General features: G+C 58.1%; 27 protein-coding genes. 20 read left to right on the top strand and 7 right to left on the bottom strand.

Features of this window, described 5'->3' with window-relative positions:
* Nucleotides 1-415: 415 nt before the first annotated feature.
* The 4 genes from Q0S71_RS04110 to Q0S71_RS04095 form a co-directional block, all read right to left on the bottom strand.
* A complete protein-coding gene (locus Q0S71_RS04110; protein WP_295991706.1) occupies nt 416-664 on the bottom strand; it encodes a hypothetical protein in 249 nt (82 codons plus the stop codon).
* Between the two features lie 76 nt (nt 665-740).
* A complete protein-coding gene (locus Q0S71_RS04105; RefSeq protein WP_295991704.1) occupies nt 741-1,163 on the bottom strand; it encodes a hypothetical protein in 423 nt (140 codons plus the stop codon).
* Nucleotides 1,160-1,306, bottom strand: a complete 147-nt coding sequence (locus tag Q0S71_RS04100; protein WP_295991701.1) for a hypothetical protein — start codon at nt 1,304-1,306, stop codon at nt 1,160-1,162. The genes Q0S71_RS04105 and Q0S71_RS04100 overlap by 4 nt, the downstream gene beginning before the upstream one ends.
* 829 nt (nt 1,307-2,135) lie before the next feature.
* Complete coding sequence (locus Q0S71_RS04095) at nt 2,136-2,723, bottom strand: hypothetical protein (protein ID WP_295991699.1); 588 nt, start codon at nt 2,721-2,723, stop codon at nt 2,136-2,138.
* A 496-nt stretch (nt 2,724-3,219) separates the two neighbouring features.
* Between Q0S71_RS04095 and Q0S71_RS04090 the strand changes: the two genes are divergently transcribed.
* Complete coding sequence (locus tag Q0S71_RS04090; protein ID WP_295991695.1) at nt 3,220-3,471, top strand: hypothetical protein; 252 nt, start codon at nt 3,220-3,222, stop codon at nt 3,469-3,471.
* On the opposite strand, the gene Q0S71_RS04085 is transcribed toward Q0S71_RS04090, so the two are convergent.
* Nucleotides 3,452-3,778 (bottom strand): hypothetical protein, encoded by a 327-nt coding sequence (locus tag Q0S71_RS04085; RefSeq protein ID WP_295991693.1) that lies wholly within the window; start codon nt 3,776-3,778, stop codon nt 3,452-3,454. The two genes, Q0S71_RS04090 and Q0S71_RS04085, sit on opposite strands and share 20 nt — an antisense overlap.
* A gap of 242 nt (nt 3,779-4,020) precedes the next feature.
* Here Q0S71_RS04085 and Q0S71_RS04080 point away from each other — a divergent pair, with 242 nt between their 5' ends.
* From Q0S71_RS04080 to Q0S71_RS04070, 3 genes are all read left to right on the top strand, one after another.
* Nucleotides 4,021-4,806: a hypothetical protein gene (locus tag Q0S71_RS04080; protein WP_295991691.1), complete on the top strand. Its 786-nt coding sequence runs from the start codon at nt 4,021-4,023 to the stop codon at nt 4,804-4,806.
* A 3-nt stretch (nt 4,807-4,809) separates the two neighbouring features.
* On the top strand, nt 4,810-5,124 hold the full coding sequence (locus Q0S71_RS04075) for a hypothetical protein (RefSeq protein WP_295991688.1): 315 nt from the start codon (nt 4,810-4,812) through the stop codon (nt 5,122-5,124).
* A 398-nt stretch (nt 5,125-5,522) separates the two neighbouring features.
* A complete protein-coding gene (locus Q0S71_RS04070; protein WP_295991685.1) occupies nt 5,523-6,560 on the top strand; it encodes a ParA family protein in 1,038 nt (345 codons plus the stop codon).
* Between the two features lie 108 nt (nt 6,561-6,668).
* Here the strand turns inward: Q0S71_RS04070 and Q0S71_RS04065 are convergent, their stop codons facing one another.
* Both Q0S71_RS04065 and Q0S71_RS04060 read right to left on the bottom strand, forming a co-directional pair.
* A complete protein-coding gene (locus tag Q0S71_RS04065) occupies nt 6,669-7,355 on the bottom strand; it encodes a hypothetical protein (RefSeq protein ID WP_295991681.1) in 687 nt (228 codons plus the stop codon).
* A gap of 22 nt (nt 7,356-7,377) precedes the next feature.
* The gene (locus Q0S71_RS04060) at nt 7,378-8,076 is read right to left on the bottom strand and encodes a S24 family peptidase (protein WP_295991679.1); all 699 of its coding nucleotides are present in this window, start codon (nt 8,074-8,076) and stop codon (nt 7,378-7,380) included.
* A 319-nt stretch (nt 8,077-8,395) separates the two neighbouring features.
* On the opposite strand from Q0S71_RS04060, the gene Q0S71_RS04055 reads away from it, so the two are divergent.
* The 16 genes from Q0S71_RS04055 to Q0S71_RS03980 all read left to right on the top strand — a co-directional run bounded on the left by Q0S71_RS04055 (nt 8,396) and on the right by Q0S71_RS03980 (nt 18,147).
* Nucleotides 8,396-8,851, top strand: a complete 456-nt coding sequence (locus tag Q0S71_RS04055; protein ID WP_295991677.1) for a hypothetical protein — start codon at nt 8,396-8,398, stop codon at nt 8,849-8,851.
* A 181-nt stretch (nt 8,852-9,032) separates the two neighbouring features.
* Nucleotides 9,033-9,338, top strand: a complete 306-nt coding sequence (locus tag Q0S71_RS04050; RefSeq protein ID WP_295991674.1) for a hypothetical protein — start codon at nt 9,033-9,035, stop codon at nt 9,336-9,338.
* 49 nt (nt 9,339-9,387) lie between these two features.
* Complete coding sequence (locus tag Q0S71_RS04045; protein ID WP_295991671.1) at nt 9,388-9,570, top strand: hypothetical protein; 183 nt, start codon at nt 9,388-9,390, stop codon at nt 9,568-9,570.
* Between the two features lie 79 nt (nt 9,571-9,649).
* Entirely contained in the window at nt 9,650-10,240 is a 591-nt protein-coding gene (locus tag Q0S71_RS04040; protein ID WP_295991667.1) for a pentapeptide repeat-containing protein, read from the top strand.
* Nucleotides 10,237-10,479: a hypothetical protein gene (locus Q0S71_RS04035; RefSeq protein ID WP_295991662.1), complete on the top strand. Its 243-nt coding sequence runs from the start codon at nt 10,237-10,239 to the stop codon at nt 10,477-10,479. Before Q0S71_RS04040 ends, Q0S71_RS04035 begins: the two co-directional genes overlap by 4 nt.
* Entirely contained in the window at nt 10,476-10,628 is a 153-nt protein-coding gene (locus Q0S71_RS04030; RefSeq protein ID WP_295991659.1) for a hypothetical protein, read from the top strand. The genes Q0S71_RS04035 and Q0S71_RS04030 overlap by 4 nt, the downstream gene beginning before the upstream one ends.
* Before the next feature lie 24 nt (nt 10,629-10,652).
* The gene (locus tag Q0S71_RS04025) at nt 10,653-11,279 is read left to right on the top strand and encodes a hypothetical protein (protein WP_295991650.1); all 627 of its coding nucleotides are present in this window, start codon (nt 10,653-10,655) and stop codon (nt 11,277-11,279) included.
* A gap of 92 nt (nt 11,280-11,371) precedes the next feature.
* On the top strand, nt 11,372-12,433 hold the full coding sequence (locus Q0S71_RS04020) for a hypothetical protein (RefSeq protein ID WP_295991648.1): 1,062 nt from the start codon (nt 11,372-11,374) through the stop codon (nt 12,431-12,433).
* Nucleotides 12,430-12,771 (top strand): DUF4406 domain-containing protein, encoded by a 342-nt coding sequence (locus Q0S71_RS04015; protein ID WP_295991646.1) that lies wholly within the window; start codon nt 12,430-12,432, stop codon nt 12,769-12,771. Before Q0S71_RS04020 ends, Q0S71_RS04015 begins: the two co-directional genes overlap by 4 nt.
* On the top strand, nt 12,768-13,244 hold the full coding sequence (locus Q0S71_RS04010) for an ArsR family transcriptional regulator (RefSeq protein WP_295991644.1): 477 nt from the start codon (nt 12,768-12,770) through the stop codon (nt 13,242-13,244). Before Q0S71_RS04015 ends, Q0S71_RS04010 begins: the two co-directional genes overlap by 4 nt.
* On the top strand, nt 13,241-14,320 hold the full coding sequence (locus Q0S71_RS04005) for a phosphoadenosine phosphosulfate reductase family protein (protein ID WP_295991641.1): 1,080 nt from the start codon (nt 13,241-13,243) through the stop codon (nt 14,318-14,320). The genes Q0S71_RS04010 and Q0S71_RS04005 overlap by 4 nt, the downstream gene beginning before the upstream one ends.
* Nucleotides 14,290-14,991 carry a recombination protein NinG gene (locus Q0S71_RS04000; protein ID WP_295991639.1) on the top strand — a complete coding sequence of 234 codons (702 nt, stop codon included), beginning with the start codon at nt 14,290-14,292 and terminating at the stop codon, nt 14,989-14,991. Before Q0S71_RS04005 ends, Q0S71_RS04000 begins: the two co-directional genes overlap by 31 nt.
* Before the next feature lie 32 nt (nt 14,992-15,023).
* Nucleotides 15,024-15,788, top strand: a complete 765-nt coding sequence (locus Q0S71_RS03995; protein ID WP_295991637.1) for a site-specific DNA-methyltransferase — start codon at nt 15,024-15,026, stop codon at nt 15,786-15,788.
* A gap of 168 nt (nt 15,789-15,956) precedes the next feature.
* Complete coding sequence (locus tag Q0S71_RS03990) at nt 15,957-16,895, top strand: hypothetical protein (protein WP_295991635.1); 939 nt, start codon at nt 15,957-15,959, stop codon at nt 16,893-16,895.
* On the top strand, nt 16,892-17,719 hold the full coding sequence (locus Q0S71_RS03985) for a hypothetical protein (RefSeq protein ID WP_295991633.1): 828 nt from the start codon (nt 16,892-16,894) through the stop codon (nt 17,717-17,719). The genes Q0S71_RS03990 and Q0S71_RS03985 overlap by 4 nt, the downstream gene beginning before the upstream one ends.
* Before the next feature lie 8 nt (nt 17,720-17,727).
* Complete coding sequence (locus Q0S71_RS03980) at nt 17,728-18,147, top strand: hypothetical protein (protein ID WP_295991631.1); 420 nt, start codon at nt 17,728-17,730, stop codon at nt 18,145-18,147.
* Nucleotides 18,148-18,374: the final 227 nt, after the last annotated feature.

The following is an 18,374-nucleotide window of genomic DNA, read 5'->3' as shown; positions in this document are numbered from 1 at the left end:
CTCCCGGCTTAGCTGGACTCAAACCAGCCTAAGTTTCACGATTTAGGATCGTCAATTCGCCAGCATCAAACGGGTCTGACCGTTCCAGCATCTCCGCTGGACTAGCCTCTCGGCTCCGATCCCTGAAATGCATCAGGGGCTTTTTCCCGCACTTGATCCCATCAGCCTGGGAATTCACCACACAGCAGCAACCTCTGACCGTCACGAGTTTCAGAGCCCATACGGCCAGCGGACACTGTGCACAGTGCTACCCGCCTCCGTTGCGCAGTACGCCAATTCGCCGCTGCTGCTGTGTGGTTCCTGCGCTCGCCTGGCGCAGGTCAGGGGGCATTTCAGATCCCTCTGGGTCTACTTTTTCACCTGTCCAAGGCTAAGCTAGGTGGTTGCAGCACCCAGCGACCGCTACCGCACCTAATCAGCTGGGCACGTCGGGCCTGCTGATGAAGCTAAACTCTCCGAATGCTGCCTTCGCCGCCTCGGCATAGACTTTTGCTGCAACATCAGGCTCTTTGTATGTGCCCAGATAGCCGCTCCTATCGGGGCGGCCGCACTCAGTCCCAGCAACCCGCATCTGGTTCTCTGATGTCTTATTCCAGGTAAGGATTCCAGTCATCGGGTTGTAGTCGATTTCCGAGGTCAAATAAGTCATTGGCAACGTAAGCATGGTTTCCTCGGTTCTGTTGGCGTTTATGCTGGCCCGCCGGCCCATCCGCACTTGCAGCGTGCGGCGACTGGGTTCTTTACGCTCCGGCGGTAAGCCAATCCAACGCCGCAACCTGGCTGCGCGTCTTCGGCCGAAAGTTGTCGGGGTCGGCCATCGCGGCGCGTTCCATGCACTCGACATCGTGTTTTGCAGCTGCCTCGGCGTCGTCCTGCATGACCTTGACGACCAGATCAGCGAAGCGCTTGCCGACCACTTCGGCACTGCCAGACAGGGCGGCGCGGATCAGCTCGCCCAATTCCGGCGAGTCGGCGAAGAACTGCTGCAGCGAGTTGCTGGCATCGTTGGTCGTGAAGCCGGTGCCGGCGATGATCGAGGCGCGGTCAGCGGAGAAGTGGACGCGAGCCAGGTGGGCAATCTCAACGTCGCGGCGTTCGTCGCGGTCCATCGGCGATTGAGCGGCCGGCACAGCCAGGATCGCCAGCTTCACTGGCGCATTCATGCCGCACCCCGGGCGCCGGCCAGCATCTTCCAGCCCAGCTCGCGCTTGAACTGCTCAGGCGACATCGGCGGCGTGCGATCTGCTCGGTGCTGCACCATCACGGCGCGGACCAGTTCTTTGGTCGGATGCGTGGTCGTCGTCATGGCGATCAACCTTGAGCAGCAAATGCCGCGTCACCGCGACGAGTGGCTTCGGCGAGGGCTTGCAATTCGGCTGGGGACATGGCTTATTTCTCCGCAATGAAGTTATGGTTTTCATCGAGCGTGTACGCCACATTTGCCTCGATTCCATCTTCGCCAACCTCGGCAAATTTCGCGCGCCAGCATTCTTTTTTTGGCTATCCGGATTAATGTGTGGAAAGTACTTCATTGGACAATAGCCCTTTCGTGTGGAATCGAACATTTAGCCGCCAGGTCAAAGAGCCATTTTGCGAAAGCTGGAGGGGTATGCTCCCGCTCCGATTTTGAAATGTGGGGACGGCTTCCAGCTCGTTTCCGACTCTGAACAACATGACTGGCCTCACCGAGGACAAGCGGGAGAGCCGGTATATCGCTTGGCTCGCACCCAACGATATAAAGCAGGGTGCACTTTTCAGCCCTATGTCCCCACCAGTTTTGATGCACCGGGAGCGTCCAGCCACCCCATGCATCCCGCTTACCAGGTGCAGGCAGTCCAGCAGCTGGCCAGAGTGTAGACGCGCTGGGGTGCTCCAAAACACCGCCAAACTGTCGCACCTGGTCTACCGCCCACAGGGCCAACTCTTTTTCCCCTGGTCGCGGGTTAGAAAAGTGCCGCAGACGCCCCCATGCGCGACAAGGAGGATGCGCAACTACCGGCACACCACCAGGCCAGCGCGTAGCATCGCGCTCGATGTCCCACACGTCGCAGCCAGGTAAATCCTTGTAATTGCTGTCGCACCTGGCAAACAAGACGGCCACGCTTTCCACACGATATTCCGGTTTTTGAAGTTGTTCAGTCATAGTCGTTTCCACCAGTTATTCCGGATAGCCCTTTTTTTACGTCCCAATATTTGATCGTCAGCGTGGAGCGGTTGCCACCGGTCAGCGTGGAGCGGTTGCCACCGGTCAGCGTGGAGCGGTTGCCACCGGTCAGCGTGGAGCGGTTGCCACCGGTCAGCGATCCCAGTGCTCCAACCTGCCCGGCAGCGTGATCGCCAACATTAATGCTCGCGCCAATCACGGGCACATTCGCCGAGCGCGGCTCGTTTTCCATGAGGTATTTCGTGGCGCCTTTTTTATCGCCGACGAAGCGGACGATGCCTGACTCAAATTTGCATTTACCGCCCAGCATGACGATGCCAGCCTCGGCGACTTCGACAACCAGCCACTTCGAATCGGCGTCGAGGAAGTTGCTGCATTCGTGATCGCCTTGGCCGTAGAGCCAGCCGTGCAGGCCGTTGCCGCACTTAGCCTTAGGATTCCAGTCCGCAGCAGTTGCGCGCTCTCCGACTTGTGGCCATGCGAAATTTTTGGTGCTGGCCATGTCGGCGCGGCAGGTGCGCAGGACAAGTGCGGTTGGTGCTGATGCTGCTTTGGACATTTGGCGCTCCATCTGGTTGGTGAGTTGATGGAGTAAGTTTAGGCATTCCTAAATTCAAAGTCAATCATTTATTTCGGTATACCTAAATTTATTTGCTACAATCATCCATCGCCGAAAAAACCGGCGATCAAGTAGGGCGCGCCGACGTATCGGCCGCAGCATCCGTCGGGAACCGCCGGCAGGGGTGTTGGGATAGGCGTACTGTGGGACGGTCTGAGATACGCACAAGGGCGGCGAAGTTAGCACCCTAGACCGGCAAGGCTGACGAGTCATGGACCGATGCACCGATCCCTGAAAAGACTACGCTTGGGATAGCTGAGTCTTTTCCCTCCGCCCCGATAGCCTTGAAGCAGTTGCTCTTGACCTTGAAGACCAAGAGCAAATACCTTACTTCAAGGGCAATTTATAGAGGGAAGGCTGCAAAAGGCCGGCGGCGCAAAAAATTCGCCGCTTGGCGGTAAGGCCCGATCCACAAAAATAACCAGAAAGGCACGTGATGAACAACGATGTTGGAATTGAAAAAGCTCCCGAAGGAGCTGCGAGTACCGAAGTAAGTAATGGACAACCTTTAACGACCACGCAAATGCTGGACGCCATGCGCGCGATCTTCAAAAAAGCCACCGGCGTGGAATTGAGCGTGAAGTTCGTCGACGACAAGGGCCGCGACTGCCTTGCCTGGCTTATTGAAGACGACCGGGATATGAAGCGCAGCGGCGGCGTCGAGTACCTCAGTTTGTCGGCGGATTAATCAGCTTCTGGAACTTCAGCGGCAATGCGTTGTACTTCACATTTTCTTCTCGTTTTGTCGCGTGATAGTTAGTAAGGGCTGAGGCGATCGCGGCAGCAGTAGGCCACTTTCGTGCGTCGATTCGCATGTGGGGATTTTCGAAGAGTAATCCCGGTACATTGATTTCAATATTGTCCATCGTGGCCACTTTCCAATCCTTCAAAATGGCGCCCGCAGATTTGATAGTTGCTGCGATGGCATTACACTCGGCGGTCGCCGATTGGTTGGCGTCGTAAGCTTCTTGATATTCAGTCATTGCATCAGACATTATTTTCTTTCGTAGTAGGTTGGGCGCGCCCGGGGCCGGGAAGCTGTGGGCGCGTTTCATTGTAGCGAAATTGATAACGGGGAATATCACCAATGGTCACACAGCCAACGAAGAGCGATCTGTGCGATTCCGCTTAAGGCGGGGTTAACGATTTGCAACAGGATGGCTGTTGGCTTGCGCTCGCGGACTTTTATAGCCAGAATGAAGAGTCCGAATTATCAAAAAATCCACTAAGGATTGCTATGAATGATCGCGTCAAATATGAGTTGTTGAAGGCCGCCGCCGCACAGGCGGTCACGATGTCCAGCATCGAGCTGGTCGATATCATCAATGAAATGCGAGAGCCGGGCTCAGCCGAGCTGCGACACGATAATTTCATGGTGAAAATTGAAAAGCACCCTGGGATAACGTCGCCTAAATTCTTAGGCCACGTTCAAGTGCCGGGGCCAAACGGATCGTCGCGGCAAAGCAAGTGCTATCACCTGCCGAAGCGGGAATCAGAGCTGATGGTGATGTCGGAATCGCTCGCGGTGCAGACGAAGGTCTATGACCGCCTGGTCGAGCTGGAGTCGGGTATGCTTCCCGTCCAGCAGACGCGCCGGAGCGCCAATCCATCCCTTGACTCATTCCGTCAGGCCCGCGCACTAGAGATCACCACGCGCGTCGCGGCCGAGTTGTGCGCGAAGTTCCCGGCGCTCGGCTTGCCAGCGCAGCAGGGAATCTACGCCGCGCTTGTCAACACTGTGGCCGGCCAAGACGTAATGCCGCTACCAACCATAGAAAAGATGATCTCGGCGACCGAGGTCGGCAAAATTCACGGGATCAGCAAAAATGCCGTCGGCAAGCTGGCAAACGAGCACGGCCTGAAAATTCCACAGTACGGCGAGTTCATGCTGGACAAGTCACGCAGCTCGGACAAGCAGATGCCGAGCTTCCGCTACAACGCCGCCGGCGTTGCGCGTATTGGTGAGCTGGTTCGGCCGAAGGGCGCCGCCGCAGGTACGCAGGGACAACTTGACATGGGGTAGGTCATGAACCACGATCGCGAACTCATTCATGCCACCATGCAGTGGCACGCCCTGCGCGCAAAGCGCACACAGCTAAACAAGCAGCGCCTCGCTCTTGAAAAGGTGATCTGGCCCAAGGCAGGGCGGGCGCCAGGGTATAGTCATCCACAATGGCGGTTGCTGAATGAGATCCGGAACGAGATCGCCGCGATCAAGCGCAAGGAGCGCACCGCGCTAAATGCGCTGTTCAAGGTGGGCGATGTTCAGCGCAGCGTGTACGGCGCCGCCGACGTCATCGATGTGATCGACGGCATGCTGACGCTGGAAATGGCGACCTAAGCTGGCGCCAGGCCTGCCCGCGCAGCGCCTGGCGCGCAGCCGGCACTAGGCATAAAAAAGCCCGCGCTGGGCGGGCTGAGCATCAAGGCTTCTGTGAAGCCAGCGGGGAGGGCGCCGATGAGCCTGGTAGCGCGTTCAGCCGCTCCTACTGGCATGGCTGGCGCAACGGCGCCGTCGATGGCAAGCATCGGCAGATCGATGTGGATCAGCAGTGACTGGCTAGCGTCATCGTGGTGCGGCACATGGGGATGCAATAGTCGTCGCTGGGCAACCTGTATCGTATGGGAAAAGCAATCTCCTGCATATTTTAGTAGAGCCTGCACTTATTTGTTATCCCTGCTTGTTTTTGCATCTCCTGCGGTATATGCTTTCGCCTGCACCCACCAAAGGAGAGAAATATGTCTACAGTCGAGCAGGTTCTCGAGCGTTATTCAGACGTAGTCGAGAACGGCGTTACCATGCCCGGAGGGTTGCGTTATCGCAGCTACGCAGTCTCCAATTTGCGCGGAGGCGTTGGCAAATCAACTATGTCGTTTAATCTCTCCTATGAGATTTCGCGAAAAAATACATTGTTAGTAGCCGATCTGTGCCCACAGGGAAATTTGACCGAAACGCTAATGCGAGGCGCATCCCCTGACGTCACCGTGGCCAAAGCGCTCCTGCCAAAACTGCTTGGTCCAGCGTTTGGCGATTTGCTCCAGGATGTGTCTTACCGCGTCAGCAATCACTGCGAGGATTTCAAGGGTGGGAAGGCATGCTACGTATTACCAGGGGACGCCGAAATGTTCGCCTTCCCCTCTACGCTCTACCAGCAATTACAGGTCGGCCTTTCTCGTGCCGATCCTCAAGCGGTGAAGCGCTTACTATTCAGCCTGCGTGAAATTTTAGATGCTGAGGCGGCGGATAAAGGCTGCAACCATCTGCTGATGGATACCAGCCCATTCTATGCCGGTGGTACGCACTTGGCATGGTGCGCTTCGGACGCGATTATAATTCCAGTGCGGGTCGACGAGCACTCGATCGATTCTTTGTCGCTCACACTGGATATGATGAGTAACGCCAAAAAAGATTTCGGCGTTTGGAATGTGAGGGGAGGCAATATTAGTTCGCCGAAGGTCGCTGCAATCGTAATGACTATGGCTGGGTCGAAAGGTCGCCTTGCGTCTACGCCTGGCCGGGCCAGTCAAATGTATATTGAGCGTGCGTTAAAAATAGCGGAGAAGTATCCATCCCTCTTTGATCATGGCCAGCTCAGCGACGCCTTTGTTATCACTGATGATTTTGTATCTAGCGGGCAAATAAGTGGAGCAAAAAGCATTCCTATTTCCAAACTTAAAATTGGACAGTTCCATAGTGTCGACGGGAAGCGGCTTCAGGTAAATGAGAGTGTGACCCGATATCAGCGAGAGATTGCCTACTTAGCGAGCGTTATTTAAGGGTGGCAGGGCCCTGGAAAAATAGGCCCTTGCCCCCCCGGTCGGGCTGATCGCCATGCCAGTTCGACCCGCGCATCGGATGGTGCGCGGGCTATTTCATTCCGTAGCTCAGCACAAGTTGAGCTTACACTCCGCAACCGCGCTAAGCAGTGCGGAAGCATCCTCACTCGATACCTTTAGCGAAAATTCTTCGCCTGTCTGGGACTTTAATTTAATCCAAATCCCTTGATTGGCAGCGTCGATCATGAATTTACGATCAACCATAATTCCTAGCGGTTCAGAGAACAGGCATGTGCCGGCACCGCAGGATGAAACGTCGCGGTGGCCCTGTAGTATCTTTAAGTCTTCCGCCCGATCGCTGCTTGCCCAAGTCCACATTTTCCATTTCGCTGCCACGTATAGATCGTTAAAAGAAATCATATACGTGTCCAGTCCTGACGTCTTGCCCAGGAAGGCATTTGCCTTCCAACTATATTCGGGCGAGCCGAATGTTTTCCCCTCGTTTTTCGATATTCCGCTGAACTGTATATCCTTGGAAAAAGAGTCGTTTTTTACACTTACTAATTTCGCCCAGTCTTCGTGAGCCAATTCAGGAAATGCCTTCTCCGCAGGAGCGGGTAGAGGGTGAATGGCGTCTTTCTTTGTGGTGAAATTAACTCTGCCGATAGCGTCCAAACACTCGATTCTTTTCGCAGGTGTCTTTAGTGAAACACATGCCTCCTTGAGAATATCAACATCAGATGCTGAAGAGTAAGAAGATGAACTCATTAGCAAAATTAAGATCAGTATTTTCATATTCTTTTACTATTCAGGTTTGTTAAATGCGATCACTCTCTTTTTTTACTACTCGACCAATTATGATGCACTCATTTTCACGGCAGCTCTTCGGTCGATGGCGCGATTGATCGGCATTGTCAGAGAAAAGCCACCACTCGCCACGCTCCTTCACCAATCGCTTTACGACTGCCTCACCATCATAGTTGAACGCGAATACCTCGCCGTCCTTTTTCATAGTGTCGGCGGTGTTGATGATGACTAGATCGCCTTGGTAGAGTCGCGGCTCCATACTGTCGCCAGTAACTTCAATAGCTAACAGGCGTGCCGGATCAAAACCATTGCGATCCACCCAACTACGCGCCACGCCGCGCGTTCCGCCGTCACGTCGATCCGGTTCCGTTTTGAAGCCGGTGATGCCCGCACGAAGACTAAGTTGGACTTTCGCAATCTGATAGAATTCACTCGAATCGTCAGCGATTACAACAGGCATAGCTCCAAGAGCAATCCCATCCTCCACCCCTGTCAGCGCGTCCATATCTCCAAGACCTTCAAGTAGCCAGGTCGGAGCAATTCTTAGCGTTTCGCACACTCGCATTAAATTTTCTCCGGCCAGCATCTTGGTGTCGCCGTTTTCCCAATCGGTCACGCTGGACGGCTTGACTCCCACCATCGTCGCGAAATGAGATTTTTTTATGCCGCGCGTCTCGCGCGCGTGCGTTAGTCGTTTGTGCCATGTCATTAGGTAAGCCTAACAAAATTAAATTGCGGCATGCCTAAATTGTGCTTGCCTAAACACTTTAGGCATGCCTAAAATACGGCATGGATAAAAACCTCTCGCCTGACAAAGTTATTGACGCTCTGGGTGGAACGTCGGAGGTCGCGCGCATGTGCGACATACAGCCGCCATCGGTCTCTGAATGGCGCCACAAAGGTATCCCAAAGGCGCAGATCAAGTACCTGCGCTTGGCTCGGCCCGAAGTGTTCGCTGCGTTGGAATCCCCATCTTCCCCCGCCCCCACCCCCGCCACCACGGACAAATCTGCTGTCGGGGAGGGCGTATGAACTCGGACACTCACGCTATCGAAGCCCTGAAAACATTCGCCAACACAGTCTTCGCGGGTAGCGATGTGATGCGTTCAGCCGAATTGATCCAGCCTTTTGCCAACGCGATGATAGCCGCGAGTGAGGCGATTCAATCTCTTCGAGCAGCACGGATCGCGGCGACGACTGCCACAGGCCAGGATGCTGTTGGCGCAGATGGTTCGAGCGGTCAGGGCAACGCCGATAAGCGCATCGCTTTCGAGAAAATGACCGTGCGCACTGCGTCAAAAAAATTGATTGGCCTCACGAGTACGTTGATCGAAGTATCTCGACCGCCCTCTGAATCGCAGCCAGGTGGATTTCCATCATGGTCTGTGTCGGTACCGTGGGAACTCTCACATTCACAGATACGAGCTCTGTCCGATTTCCTGTTATCGCTTCAACCTCAAATCGAACGTGTTGTTCGGAAGTAAAAGATTCGATTTCTATTTTATTGGAATTGATTTTCGAGTCCATGGGCGATTCCTTCGTAATGTTGTTGAGTGGAATTAGCAATTTAACACGCTGGAATCTCCCGCCAGATTTTTACCGTAGCACCGCACCAAAGCACCTTCCGATTCCCATCCTAGTAGTCCGAACCACAGGAGCCACAGCATGAAAACGAACACCCGCCACAACTGCTTAGAAGTCCCCCTCAGCGATGCCGAGAAATCCCGCATCGAAGCCCACTGTCTCGCCGCCGGCCTTGCCCGGTCCGTCTTCGCCCGCTTCTCGATGCTGCACTTCATTGAGTTCAATGGTACGGCCGGCGATCCGAAAGTGGAATCCCTACCTTGCCGGGATGCGCCGGTGTCCAGTCGTGCCTCGCATGGCGTCAGCGGCATCTGCCAGCGCGCCCGCCGCGTGAACCTGCCGGGCCGGAATGCCTTCGGTTCTCGAACGCCGAAGCGCTTGCTTTAAGGGCTTCCGGTTGCTCAGCGAAATACCAATAAATCGATAAGGAGAGGCGATGCAGGAAAAGACAGGGCAGGGCACAAAGGAAGCCCAGGTTGTGCACTACGCCAAGGCGCACGTCGGCGCCAGAGATCGTCGACGGCGCGCTCGCACACCGCAAGAAAAGAGCCTGGCCGCGCTCGATGAATACGAGAGCGGGAAGAATTTGGAAAAGGCAGTAAGAGGCTTGCCGCCATGACGGCGCCGGCCAACAAATAACCGGGCAGTCGCGCACCGATCCGCGCGACAGTTTTAACCGAAAACACTAGGGCCTGAAAATGAAAATCGAGATCAAAAATCGCTGGAGTGGAAACGTCATTTTTTCGCATGACGTTGCAGACAATTCGATGGCTATCACTGTCAGCGCGGCACGCGCGACCGACAGCGACCTGCGCGACAGCAACCTGCGCGGCAGCAACCTGAGCGGCAGCGACCTGAGCGGCAGCAACCTGCGCGGCAGCGACCTGAGCGGCAGCGACCTGAGCGGCAGCGACCTGAGCGGCAGCGACCTGAGCGGCGCGAATCTCCTGCTGGTTCGCGACGATATCTGGGCCGTGCTGTCGTCAGCACCGCGCGAAGTCCCGGCACTGATCGAAGCGCTGAAGGCAGGTAATGTGGACGGCTCGACATATCACGGCGATTGCTCCTGCCTGGTTGGCACGCTCGGTCGCGCTCGCGGTGCTGATGTCCATGCGCTTGGCAGCTTAAAGCCAAACAGTAGCCGCCCGGCCGAACGGTTTTTCATGGGTATTCGCAAAGGCGATACGCCAGAGACATCGCAATTTTCAGCGCTGGCACTGGTTTGGTCGGCGGAATGGCTTGCAACGATGCAGGCTGCGTTCCAAGGCGCCGTCGAGGTGACGGTATGACCAAACCACCAACATTCACCACCGTCGGCGTCAACGCGCTGCTCGACAAGCTCTTGCAGCTCGGCGACCTGAAAAACGATGCTGCGCTCTCGCGTGATCTCGAAGTCATGCCGCCGGTCATTTCCAAGCTGCGCAGCGGCATTCTCAGGCTCGGCGCCTCAATGATCCTGCGCATCCATGATGCGTTCGACATGCCGATCCACGACATCCGCGCATTGGCCGCGGGAGTTGCCTCTTGACCCCACAAGAACAAATCGACCGCGACCGCCTGCAACAGCAGATCGACCGCGCGCTGCAGGTCGACCCCGGCCATGTCCGCACGCGGCAGCACTACGAAGCGATGCTGGCCGAGCGCCAGATCGAGCAGCACCAATCCGAGCAGTCCTAATTTCGACTTTGAATGGAGTCTCACATGAACCAAGTACTCGCAGCTGCGCCATCCGCTAACACCTTCACTCCGCCACCGATCGGCACGCCGCTGGGCGGCGGCTTCTTCACTGGCATCTACCAGATCAATGGCCAGCGCTTTGCGCTGATTACGGCCGGCGTCGAGGGCGCGCTGCGTGGCACATGGAACGACTCGATGGCGAAGGTTGCCGGCGCCTCCAGCCGTTGCGACGGCCTGGCGAACACCGTGGCCATGGCCGCGGCCGGCAGCAAGCTGGCGCAGGATGCGCTGGCCCTGCGTATCGGCGGATTCGATGACTGGGGCCTTCCGGCGAAAGATGAGCAGGACATGCAGTACTGCGCGTTCAAGCCGACCGCGCGCAAGAACTGGGACGACCGCGACAACGGTATCAACCCTAGCAGCCTGCCGGTCGGCGAGGCATATACCAAAGACTTCCCGTTGCAGACCATCGCGGAAAATTTTCGCGAGGGCGGCGCTGATGCGTTTCCTGATGATTGGCACTGGTCGAGCACGCAGCGCGCCGACGATTCGGCCAGCGCATGGTGCCAGAACTTCGGCGATGGCACCCAGGACTACTTCCGCAAGTCGTTTGTCGGCGCCGGCCGCGCCTTCCGCAGATTCCCAATTTAATACTTCAGCAATTTAAAAATGCGTGCATCGTGGCGCCAAAGAAAAAGCCCGGTTGCAGCCGGGCTTCCCAAAAACGCAGAACAGAGGAATCTATGCTATCACATCATCATATCGGCGTCGCACAGATCGGCATTGCTGCGCTTCAGCCGGATGAAAAAGAGGCTGTCATGGAGCGCGCCGGCGAAGCCTGGTCCTATCCGCAGGCCAGGGCCACATCGAATGCTGCGCTGGCGGCGCGCGTAGCTGATTTGGAGGCTGAGAACGCCGCATTGCGCTTGACTGGCGCCGTCGTTTATCCACCAGATGGAACCGTCTCACCGTTCACCATCATCCACCTTGGTCATGGCCAAGTGCGCCTCGGCGACTGTGTTCACGATAAACGATTGCCTGGCCTGTGGATAGGTCGGGACGGCCTCGGCATGGGTGTCACGCAAGTGTTGAACCGATGCGCCAAACCAGACGAGACGCTGGCCGTGATCTCCTTCGCCAATGTAGAGGGTCTTGACGTCTTGCTTGATGCGGTCCAGCGCATCCGGAAAATCGCATTCCTGGCGGCGCCAGTACAGCCAGCGGCCCAGCAGGATATTAATGCTGCGCTGGATCGTGCCGACGTCGAGGATGCTGCGCGCTTTCCTGACCAGAAGCGCGATGGCGAGTGGCGGGAAGCACAGCGCGTTTGCGACCTGCCGGCCGTCCACGAAATGATCCAAGGTTTCGCGGACGACCAGACCGGTGATAACGCTACGATGGTTGTGCGCGAAGTGATGCGCGCCATCGCCCAGCGCGCCGGTAGCGGCTCTGAAAACAGCGTAAAGACGTATCAATTTATGACTGACGTTATACATGGTAAATGCGTCGCCTGCCAGCTGGCCGACCGCGTGGCGACGCTGGAGCTGGGCGACCTCGACAAGCTCAGGCACGCCGTGGGCGCCGTTCAGCATCGTCCAAAACGTACTTGGGGACTGCGCAACTACTTCTGCGCTGGGCGCGGCGGGGCGGTCGAGTTGGCAATGCGCCGCCTTGTTGCCGCCGGCTTCATGTCCGCCGGCCATGAGAGCGACAAGCAGTCCTACTTCCACGCCACTAAAGACGGTTGCAAGATGGCCGGCCTAGATGCTCCGGGCGTGCGTCGCGCGATGGAGGATGAATCGTGACGCGCACCTACATCGCCGGCCCAATGACCGGCCACATCGACCTCAATTTCCCCGCCTTCCACGCAGCGGCCGCCGGACAACGCGCTGCCGGCCACGAGGTCATCAATCCAGCCGAAATCAACGGCGGCGCCGACGAACTGGCCGCCTGCGCACAGATGGATGTTGCGCAGATGGCTGCACACTGGCAAACCTGCATGCGCAAGGACATCACGCAATTGATGACTTGCGACCGTATCTTCATGCTGCCAGGATGGCAGAAATCGCGTGGCGCAACCCTGGAGCATCACATTGCGGCGGCGCTAGGATTGGAAGTTGTCGATAGCGGGGCGCAGCCATGACGCCTAGAACCCGCGACACGCTCAACACCCGCCGTCGCCTCGAAAACCTGCGCTGCTTGATCGACGCATTCGGCGCGCGCCAGATGGAGGCTGCTGATATCTGCGACCTTCTGAAATTCTCACCATCCGGCGCGCGCAAGTACGTCCGCGAATTGCGCGAAGACCGCATCATCGAGGTCGCGCGCCATATCGACAGCACGGCGACGTACCTGGGCAAGGTCATCTATAAGCTGACGCTCGACGAGGCGAAGATCGCCGCGCTACTGGCCGAGATCGACCAGCCATCGCGGGCGCCGACGCGCAAGCAGTACAAGCCGGTCAAGCCCGCGCCGCCGAGCGTGCCGGGGCGCAGCGTTCACATCATTGGCGACGACACGCATTATGCAGTGCGTCTGGCGCGCATCGTGCCGGCGCGCGATCCGCTGTTTGAGGCGTTGTTTGGTCCGGCGCTGGCGAGTGGGGGGCAGCCATGAGCATTATTCACGTGGTATCCGTTTCTGGCGGCAAGGACAGTGCGGCGACATTGTTACTGGCAATCGAGCGCTTCGGCACCGACCGTGTGCGCGGCATCTTCTGCGATACCGGCAACGAACACCAGGCCGTGTATGAGTACCTGCACTATCTCGAGCAGGCCACCGGTGTTGTCATCGCTACGTTGCGCGCCAACTTCCAAAATGAGATCGCCAGTAAGCGGGTATTTATTGCGCGCGACCAGCGCACCCGGCGCAAGTACGCCACCCAACCAGTGTTCGACGCGGCCGGCCAGGCAGTTCCAAAACGCGATGGCCGCGGCAACATCGCACTCGACAAGAAGGGTAAGCCGATACAGAAAACCATCAAAGTCGGCGGCGGCGAGCGCGTGCGTTGGACCAACAAGGCAAAGCGCCGCGCTCTGGCGGTGCTGCATCCGAGCGGTAATCCATTCCTCGATCTGTGCTTGTGGAAGGGGTGCTTCCCATCGCGCAAAGCACAATTTTGCACTGAAGAGCTCAAGCGCAACATGGCCGTCGAGTACCAACTTGGGTTGATCGAGAGAGGGCATTCCGTGGTTAGCTGGCAAGGCGTCCGTCGAGACGAATCGCTAAACCGCCGCAACGCCAAGAAATATGAGGCTGTCGGCGGCGGCCTGCATATTTACCGGCCGCTTGTCGAGTGGTCGGCTGCGGATGTGTTCGCCTATTGCGCAAGCAAGGGTATCAAGCCCAATCCGCTGTACACACAAGGTATGGGGCGGGTAGGTTGCATGCCGTGCATCAACGCCAACAAGCCCGAACTCAAGCAGATTGGGCAGCGCTTCCCTGAGCATATCTCGCGGATATCTGGGTGGGAGGCTCGCGTGCTGGCGGCCAGCAAACGCGGCGGTGCGACGTTCATACCAGCCGAGAATGGCGGCAAGTTCGTCCAGAACGCGCCGGCGCACGCGGCTGCCAACGATATCTATGCCGTCATCGAATGGGCGAATACATCGCGCGGCGGAAAGCAGTTCTCGCTGTTGACGGCACTAGATGAGCCGACTGCATGCGCTTCGTCGTACGGGCTTTGCGAATGATGCGCCGCGCCCCCATGAAGCCCGGCATCACGCCCATGAAGCGCACTGCGTTCGCTCGCGCCGACCGCATCGAGGCCCGTGAGGTCACGAAGCTGGCCGTCAAGGAGCCGAAGCAGCGCATGCGCAAGTGCGCGGTGAAGGCCTGCCGCAAGGCGTTCCCGCCGCGCTCGATCTCGCACAAGGCTTGCGGGCCGGAATGCGCCCAAGAGCTGGTGCGGCTTGAAAAGGCGCGCACCGACCGCAAGGAGCGGCAGGTGGGCCTCATAAAGCTCAAACCGCGTAAATGGTGGCTGGCCAAGGCCAAGAAGGCCATGCACCTATACGTCCGCACGCGGGACGAGGGAAAGCAGTGCTGCTCCTGCGACACGATCCTGGTGCGAATCGGCCGCATCGGCGGTGACTACGATGCCGGCCACCTGCGCACAGTCGGATCAGCGAAACACCTGGAATTCGATCCGCGCAACGTGTGGGGCCAATGCAAATACTGCAATGACCGACTGCACGGCAACGAGCGCGAGTACGAGCGACGGCTACGGCTGCGCGAGGGCGATGCGATGGTCGACGGTCTGATGGCTGACAACGATGAGCGCCACTACAAAATTCCCGATTTCCAGGCTATCGAAGCGCACTACAAGAAAAAATTGAAAGATTTAAAAGCCGCTGCCGCTTGACGGCACCGGCATAACCTTTGAACGGAATCGACATGAGTTCATATAGTAGCAACGAGCAAGAGTGCCTTGACAGCGCCGCGCCTGTGCCATTTATTATCGGCAATGCCGCGCTTTATCTTGGCAGTAGCGAGCAAGTGTTGCCGACGCTTGGTCGCGTGGACGCTGTAGTTACCGATCCGCCTTACGGAATATTGAACCTCGATGGCGCGGGATCGACCAGCGCAGTCCGCAAGTCGCCGCGCCAGCAAGGTTCCGGCACGCTGAAAAATCGCATCCTCAACAAGTCCGACGTGCAATGGGATATTCCACCCACGCCTGAAATGTTCGACCAGTTGCGCGCCATGTCTGATGTGCAAATTATTTGGGGCGGCAATTACTTTCCTCTGCCGCCAGCGCGCGCGATCCTCGCATGGGACAAAGAACAACCATGGCCGAATTTCTCTCAGGTCGAGCTTGCGTGGACTTCCCTCAACCGCCCGGCAGCGCTCTACCGCGTCAGCGCCACGCGCGGCACACCAAATAAACAGCACCCGACCCAGAAGCCAATTTCGTTGATGGTGTGGTGCTGTGAATTTTTGCCGCCGGACATCACCATCCTTGATCCATATATGGGCAGTGGAACAACCGGTGTGGCCGCCATCCAGACGGGGCGTAAATTCATCGGTATTGAGCGCGACCCAAAATATTTCGAAATCGCGTGCCGGCGGATCGAGCAGGCCTTTAGTCAGGGGCGACTATTCGCACCCGAGCCAATTCGCCAAGAGCAGATTGGCATGTTTGCCGAGGTCCAATCATGACCCGCCGCCGCGTCCTCACCGACCAACAGGTCCGCGACATCCGCGCCCAGCACCAGCCTGGCGTGCGCGGCGCCGGCTACCGTGCACTGGCTCGCCGGTTCGGCGTGGCCGAATCCACGGTGCGAGATGCGCTGACTGGGCGCACGAAGTATTCGGCAGGGGTACGCCATGCGTGACTACGGTAAGGTCTACACGGCATTCTGGACCAGCGAGGATGTCGCGGGGATGAACGAGGACGAGCGCACGCTCGCCCTGTATCTGCTCACATGCCCTCATGGGAATATGCTGGGTTGCTTTCGGCTTCCAAGTGCATATGCTTCCGATGATCTCAAGTGGGCTACTGAAAGGGTATCTAAAGGGTTTTCTGGACTTGTTGAAAAGGGTTATATCGACCGCTGCGAAAAGTCTCATTGGGTGCTGATTCTACGGTACCTGAAGTGGAACCAATTCGAAAACCCAAATGTCGGCAAGGCCGCCGGGAAACAGTTCAACACCATCTCTCCGCCAAATGCGATGAAACTGTTGCTGGCTCAGGCTTTACGGGAATTTACAAGCACTTTTCCAGCCACAATTTTACGCAGTTTTGAGGCGGAAAAAGAAGCCTTATCAAAGCCTTCGCAAACCCTTTCAAGCTCAGTGCCGAAACCAGAGCCAGAGCCAGAGCCAGAGCCAGAGCCTGAACCGGAGCCACAACCGGGAGCCAACCCAGTTGTCGAGCAAAAGCCGCTCGACGCCGTGAAAACGATTTTCGAGTACTGGCAAAAAGTCATGAACTCGCCTGGCTCGAAGCTGGACGAGAAGCGCCGTAAGGTGATCGCGAAGGCGTTGAAGAGCTATTCGCCTGCCGACGTGTGCCGCGCTATTCGCGGCTGCTCCAAGACGCCGCACAACATGGGCGTGAACGAAAGCAAGACCCGGTACAACGCCATTGGCTTGATCCTGCGCAGCGCAGACCACATCGACCGATTCATCCTCAACGATGCGGGCCAGGCGCGCGCCGCCTCCGGCGCCGAAACGATCGAGCAGACGAACGCTCGTGTCATGGCGGAAGTGCTCGGCACGGCCGCGCCAACCGGCGGCGACATCATCGACATGGTGGCGACGTGACGCCCGCCGACAAGCCTGAGTTCGGCCAACTGCTCGCCGAAACGCTGGCAGCCTACGGCAAGCCGCTGCCCGAGGCCGCGATGGTCAAGGCCTGGCTGTCGAATCTGGCGCCGTTCCCGATGCCGGTGGTGCGCGCCGCCATGCAGGCCTACCGTGACCAGAACGGCGAGTTCGCGCCGGTGCCGGCCGGCATTGCCATGCGCTGCAAGCTGCTCGACGGCCGGCCGGGTGCCGAGGAGGCTTGGGCCATCGCGCTGCGCAGCCGCAACGAGGCGGATACGGTCGTCTGGACCGTTGAATGCGCCGAAGCGTTTGCGTTGGCCAGCCCGATCCTGGCTCTGGGCGACGAGGTTGGCGCGCGCATGGCATTCAAGGAGGCTTACACGCGGAAGGTTGCCGAGGCGCGCGCCGAATGCCGGCCGGCCTCCTGGGCTGCTTCAATCGGCTGGGATGCTGGCGCCCGGGATGCTGCGCTGAGTCGTGCCGCCGTGGCCGGCCTGCTGCCGGCGCCGGCGCGCGCGTTGCTGGCCGGGCCGCCTGCCGCGCCGCTTGACGACAATGCCCGTGCACAGCTGGCGGCGATCAAGCAGCTGCTGGCCGATGGCGACGCTGCGCGCCAGGCCCGACTCGATGCTGCCTACGACGAGCGCATGGCGACCGAAGCTGCGGAACGGGCAAACCGCGAGCAACGGGTGGCGGAATACGCAAAGCAGCATGGCGTGTCGATGCCGAATGCTTCTCCGGCTTCACCACAGACCCGCCACGCCACGAACGCAACACGCCCGCTACCAGCACATCAACCAATAAAAAATAATCGCTTGTGAGGCCGGAAATGAAAAAGCCACGCACCAAAAAGTACAAGCCAAAGCCCTGCGTTCTGCCGCTCGGCATGCGCAAGGCGGTCAGCATGGAGATGCCTGGCTACATCGCCAGCCTGGCGCTCGGCCAACCGCATTTCTGCGAGCAGCACGTCTACGACCTGCTCAGCAACGCCGACATGGTTCGCCGGATCGCGCCGGATTGTCACGAGATTTTGCCGGTGGCCCAGCTGATGGTCGAAGCGATAGCGGCAATTCAGGAACGCGCCGCCGCGCACGGCAAGCTCATGGTCACTGGCGACGAGTTTCGTGCGCTGCGCGTGGGCGTCGGCCGCACGATGGATTACTTGCGCGGCGTGCCGAACGTTGCCATCGACCGTGCCGCGCGCGCCGCCGTGGCGGAGTTCAATCGAACCGGAGCGCTGCGGGTATGAGCGCGCTGACGAGAGAGGAGCTGCTGGCGATCATGACCGCCGGCGCGCGCCTGTCGCCGGAGCGGAGTAGGGCGCTGTCGGCGGCCAGCTATCGTGACCCGGCGCAGAGTGTTGAGCTGGCTGGTGATAAAAGCCGAAGGTGCGGAAGGCGAAGGCGCCGAGGCCGAATAAAAAATGGAGGTGAGGGAAGGGTCCTTCATTTCGGGAGACCCTTTTGCAGCAAAAGT

It is taken from the genome of Rugamonas sp. (genome assembly GCF_025354735.1).
Lineage (GTDB): Bacteria > Pseudomonadota > Gammaproteobacteria > Burkholderiales > Burkholderiaceae_D > Rugamonas.
This window is presented reverse-complemented; position numbering and strand designations above follow the sequence as displayed.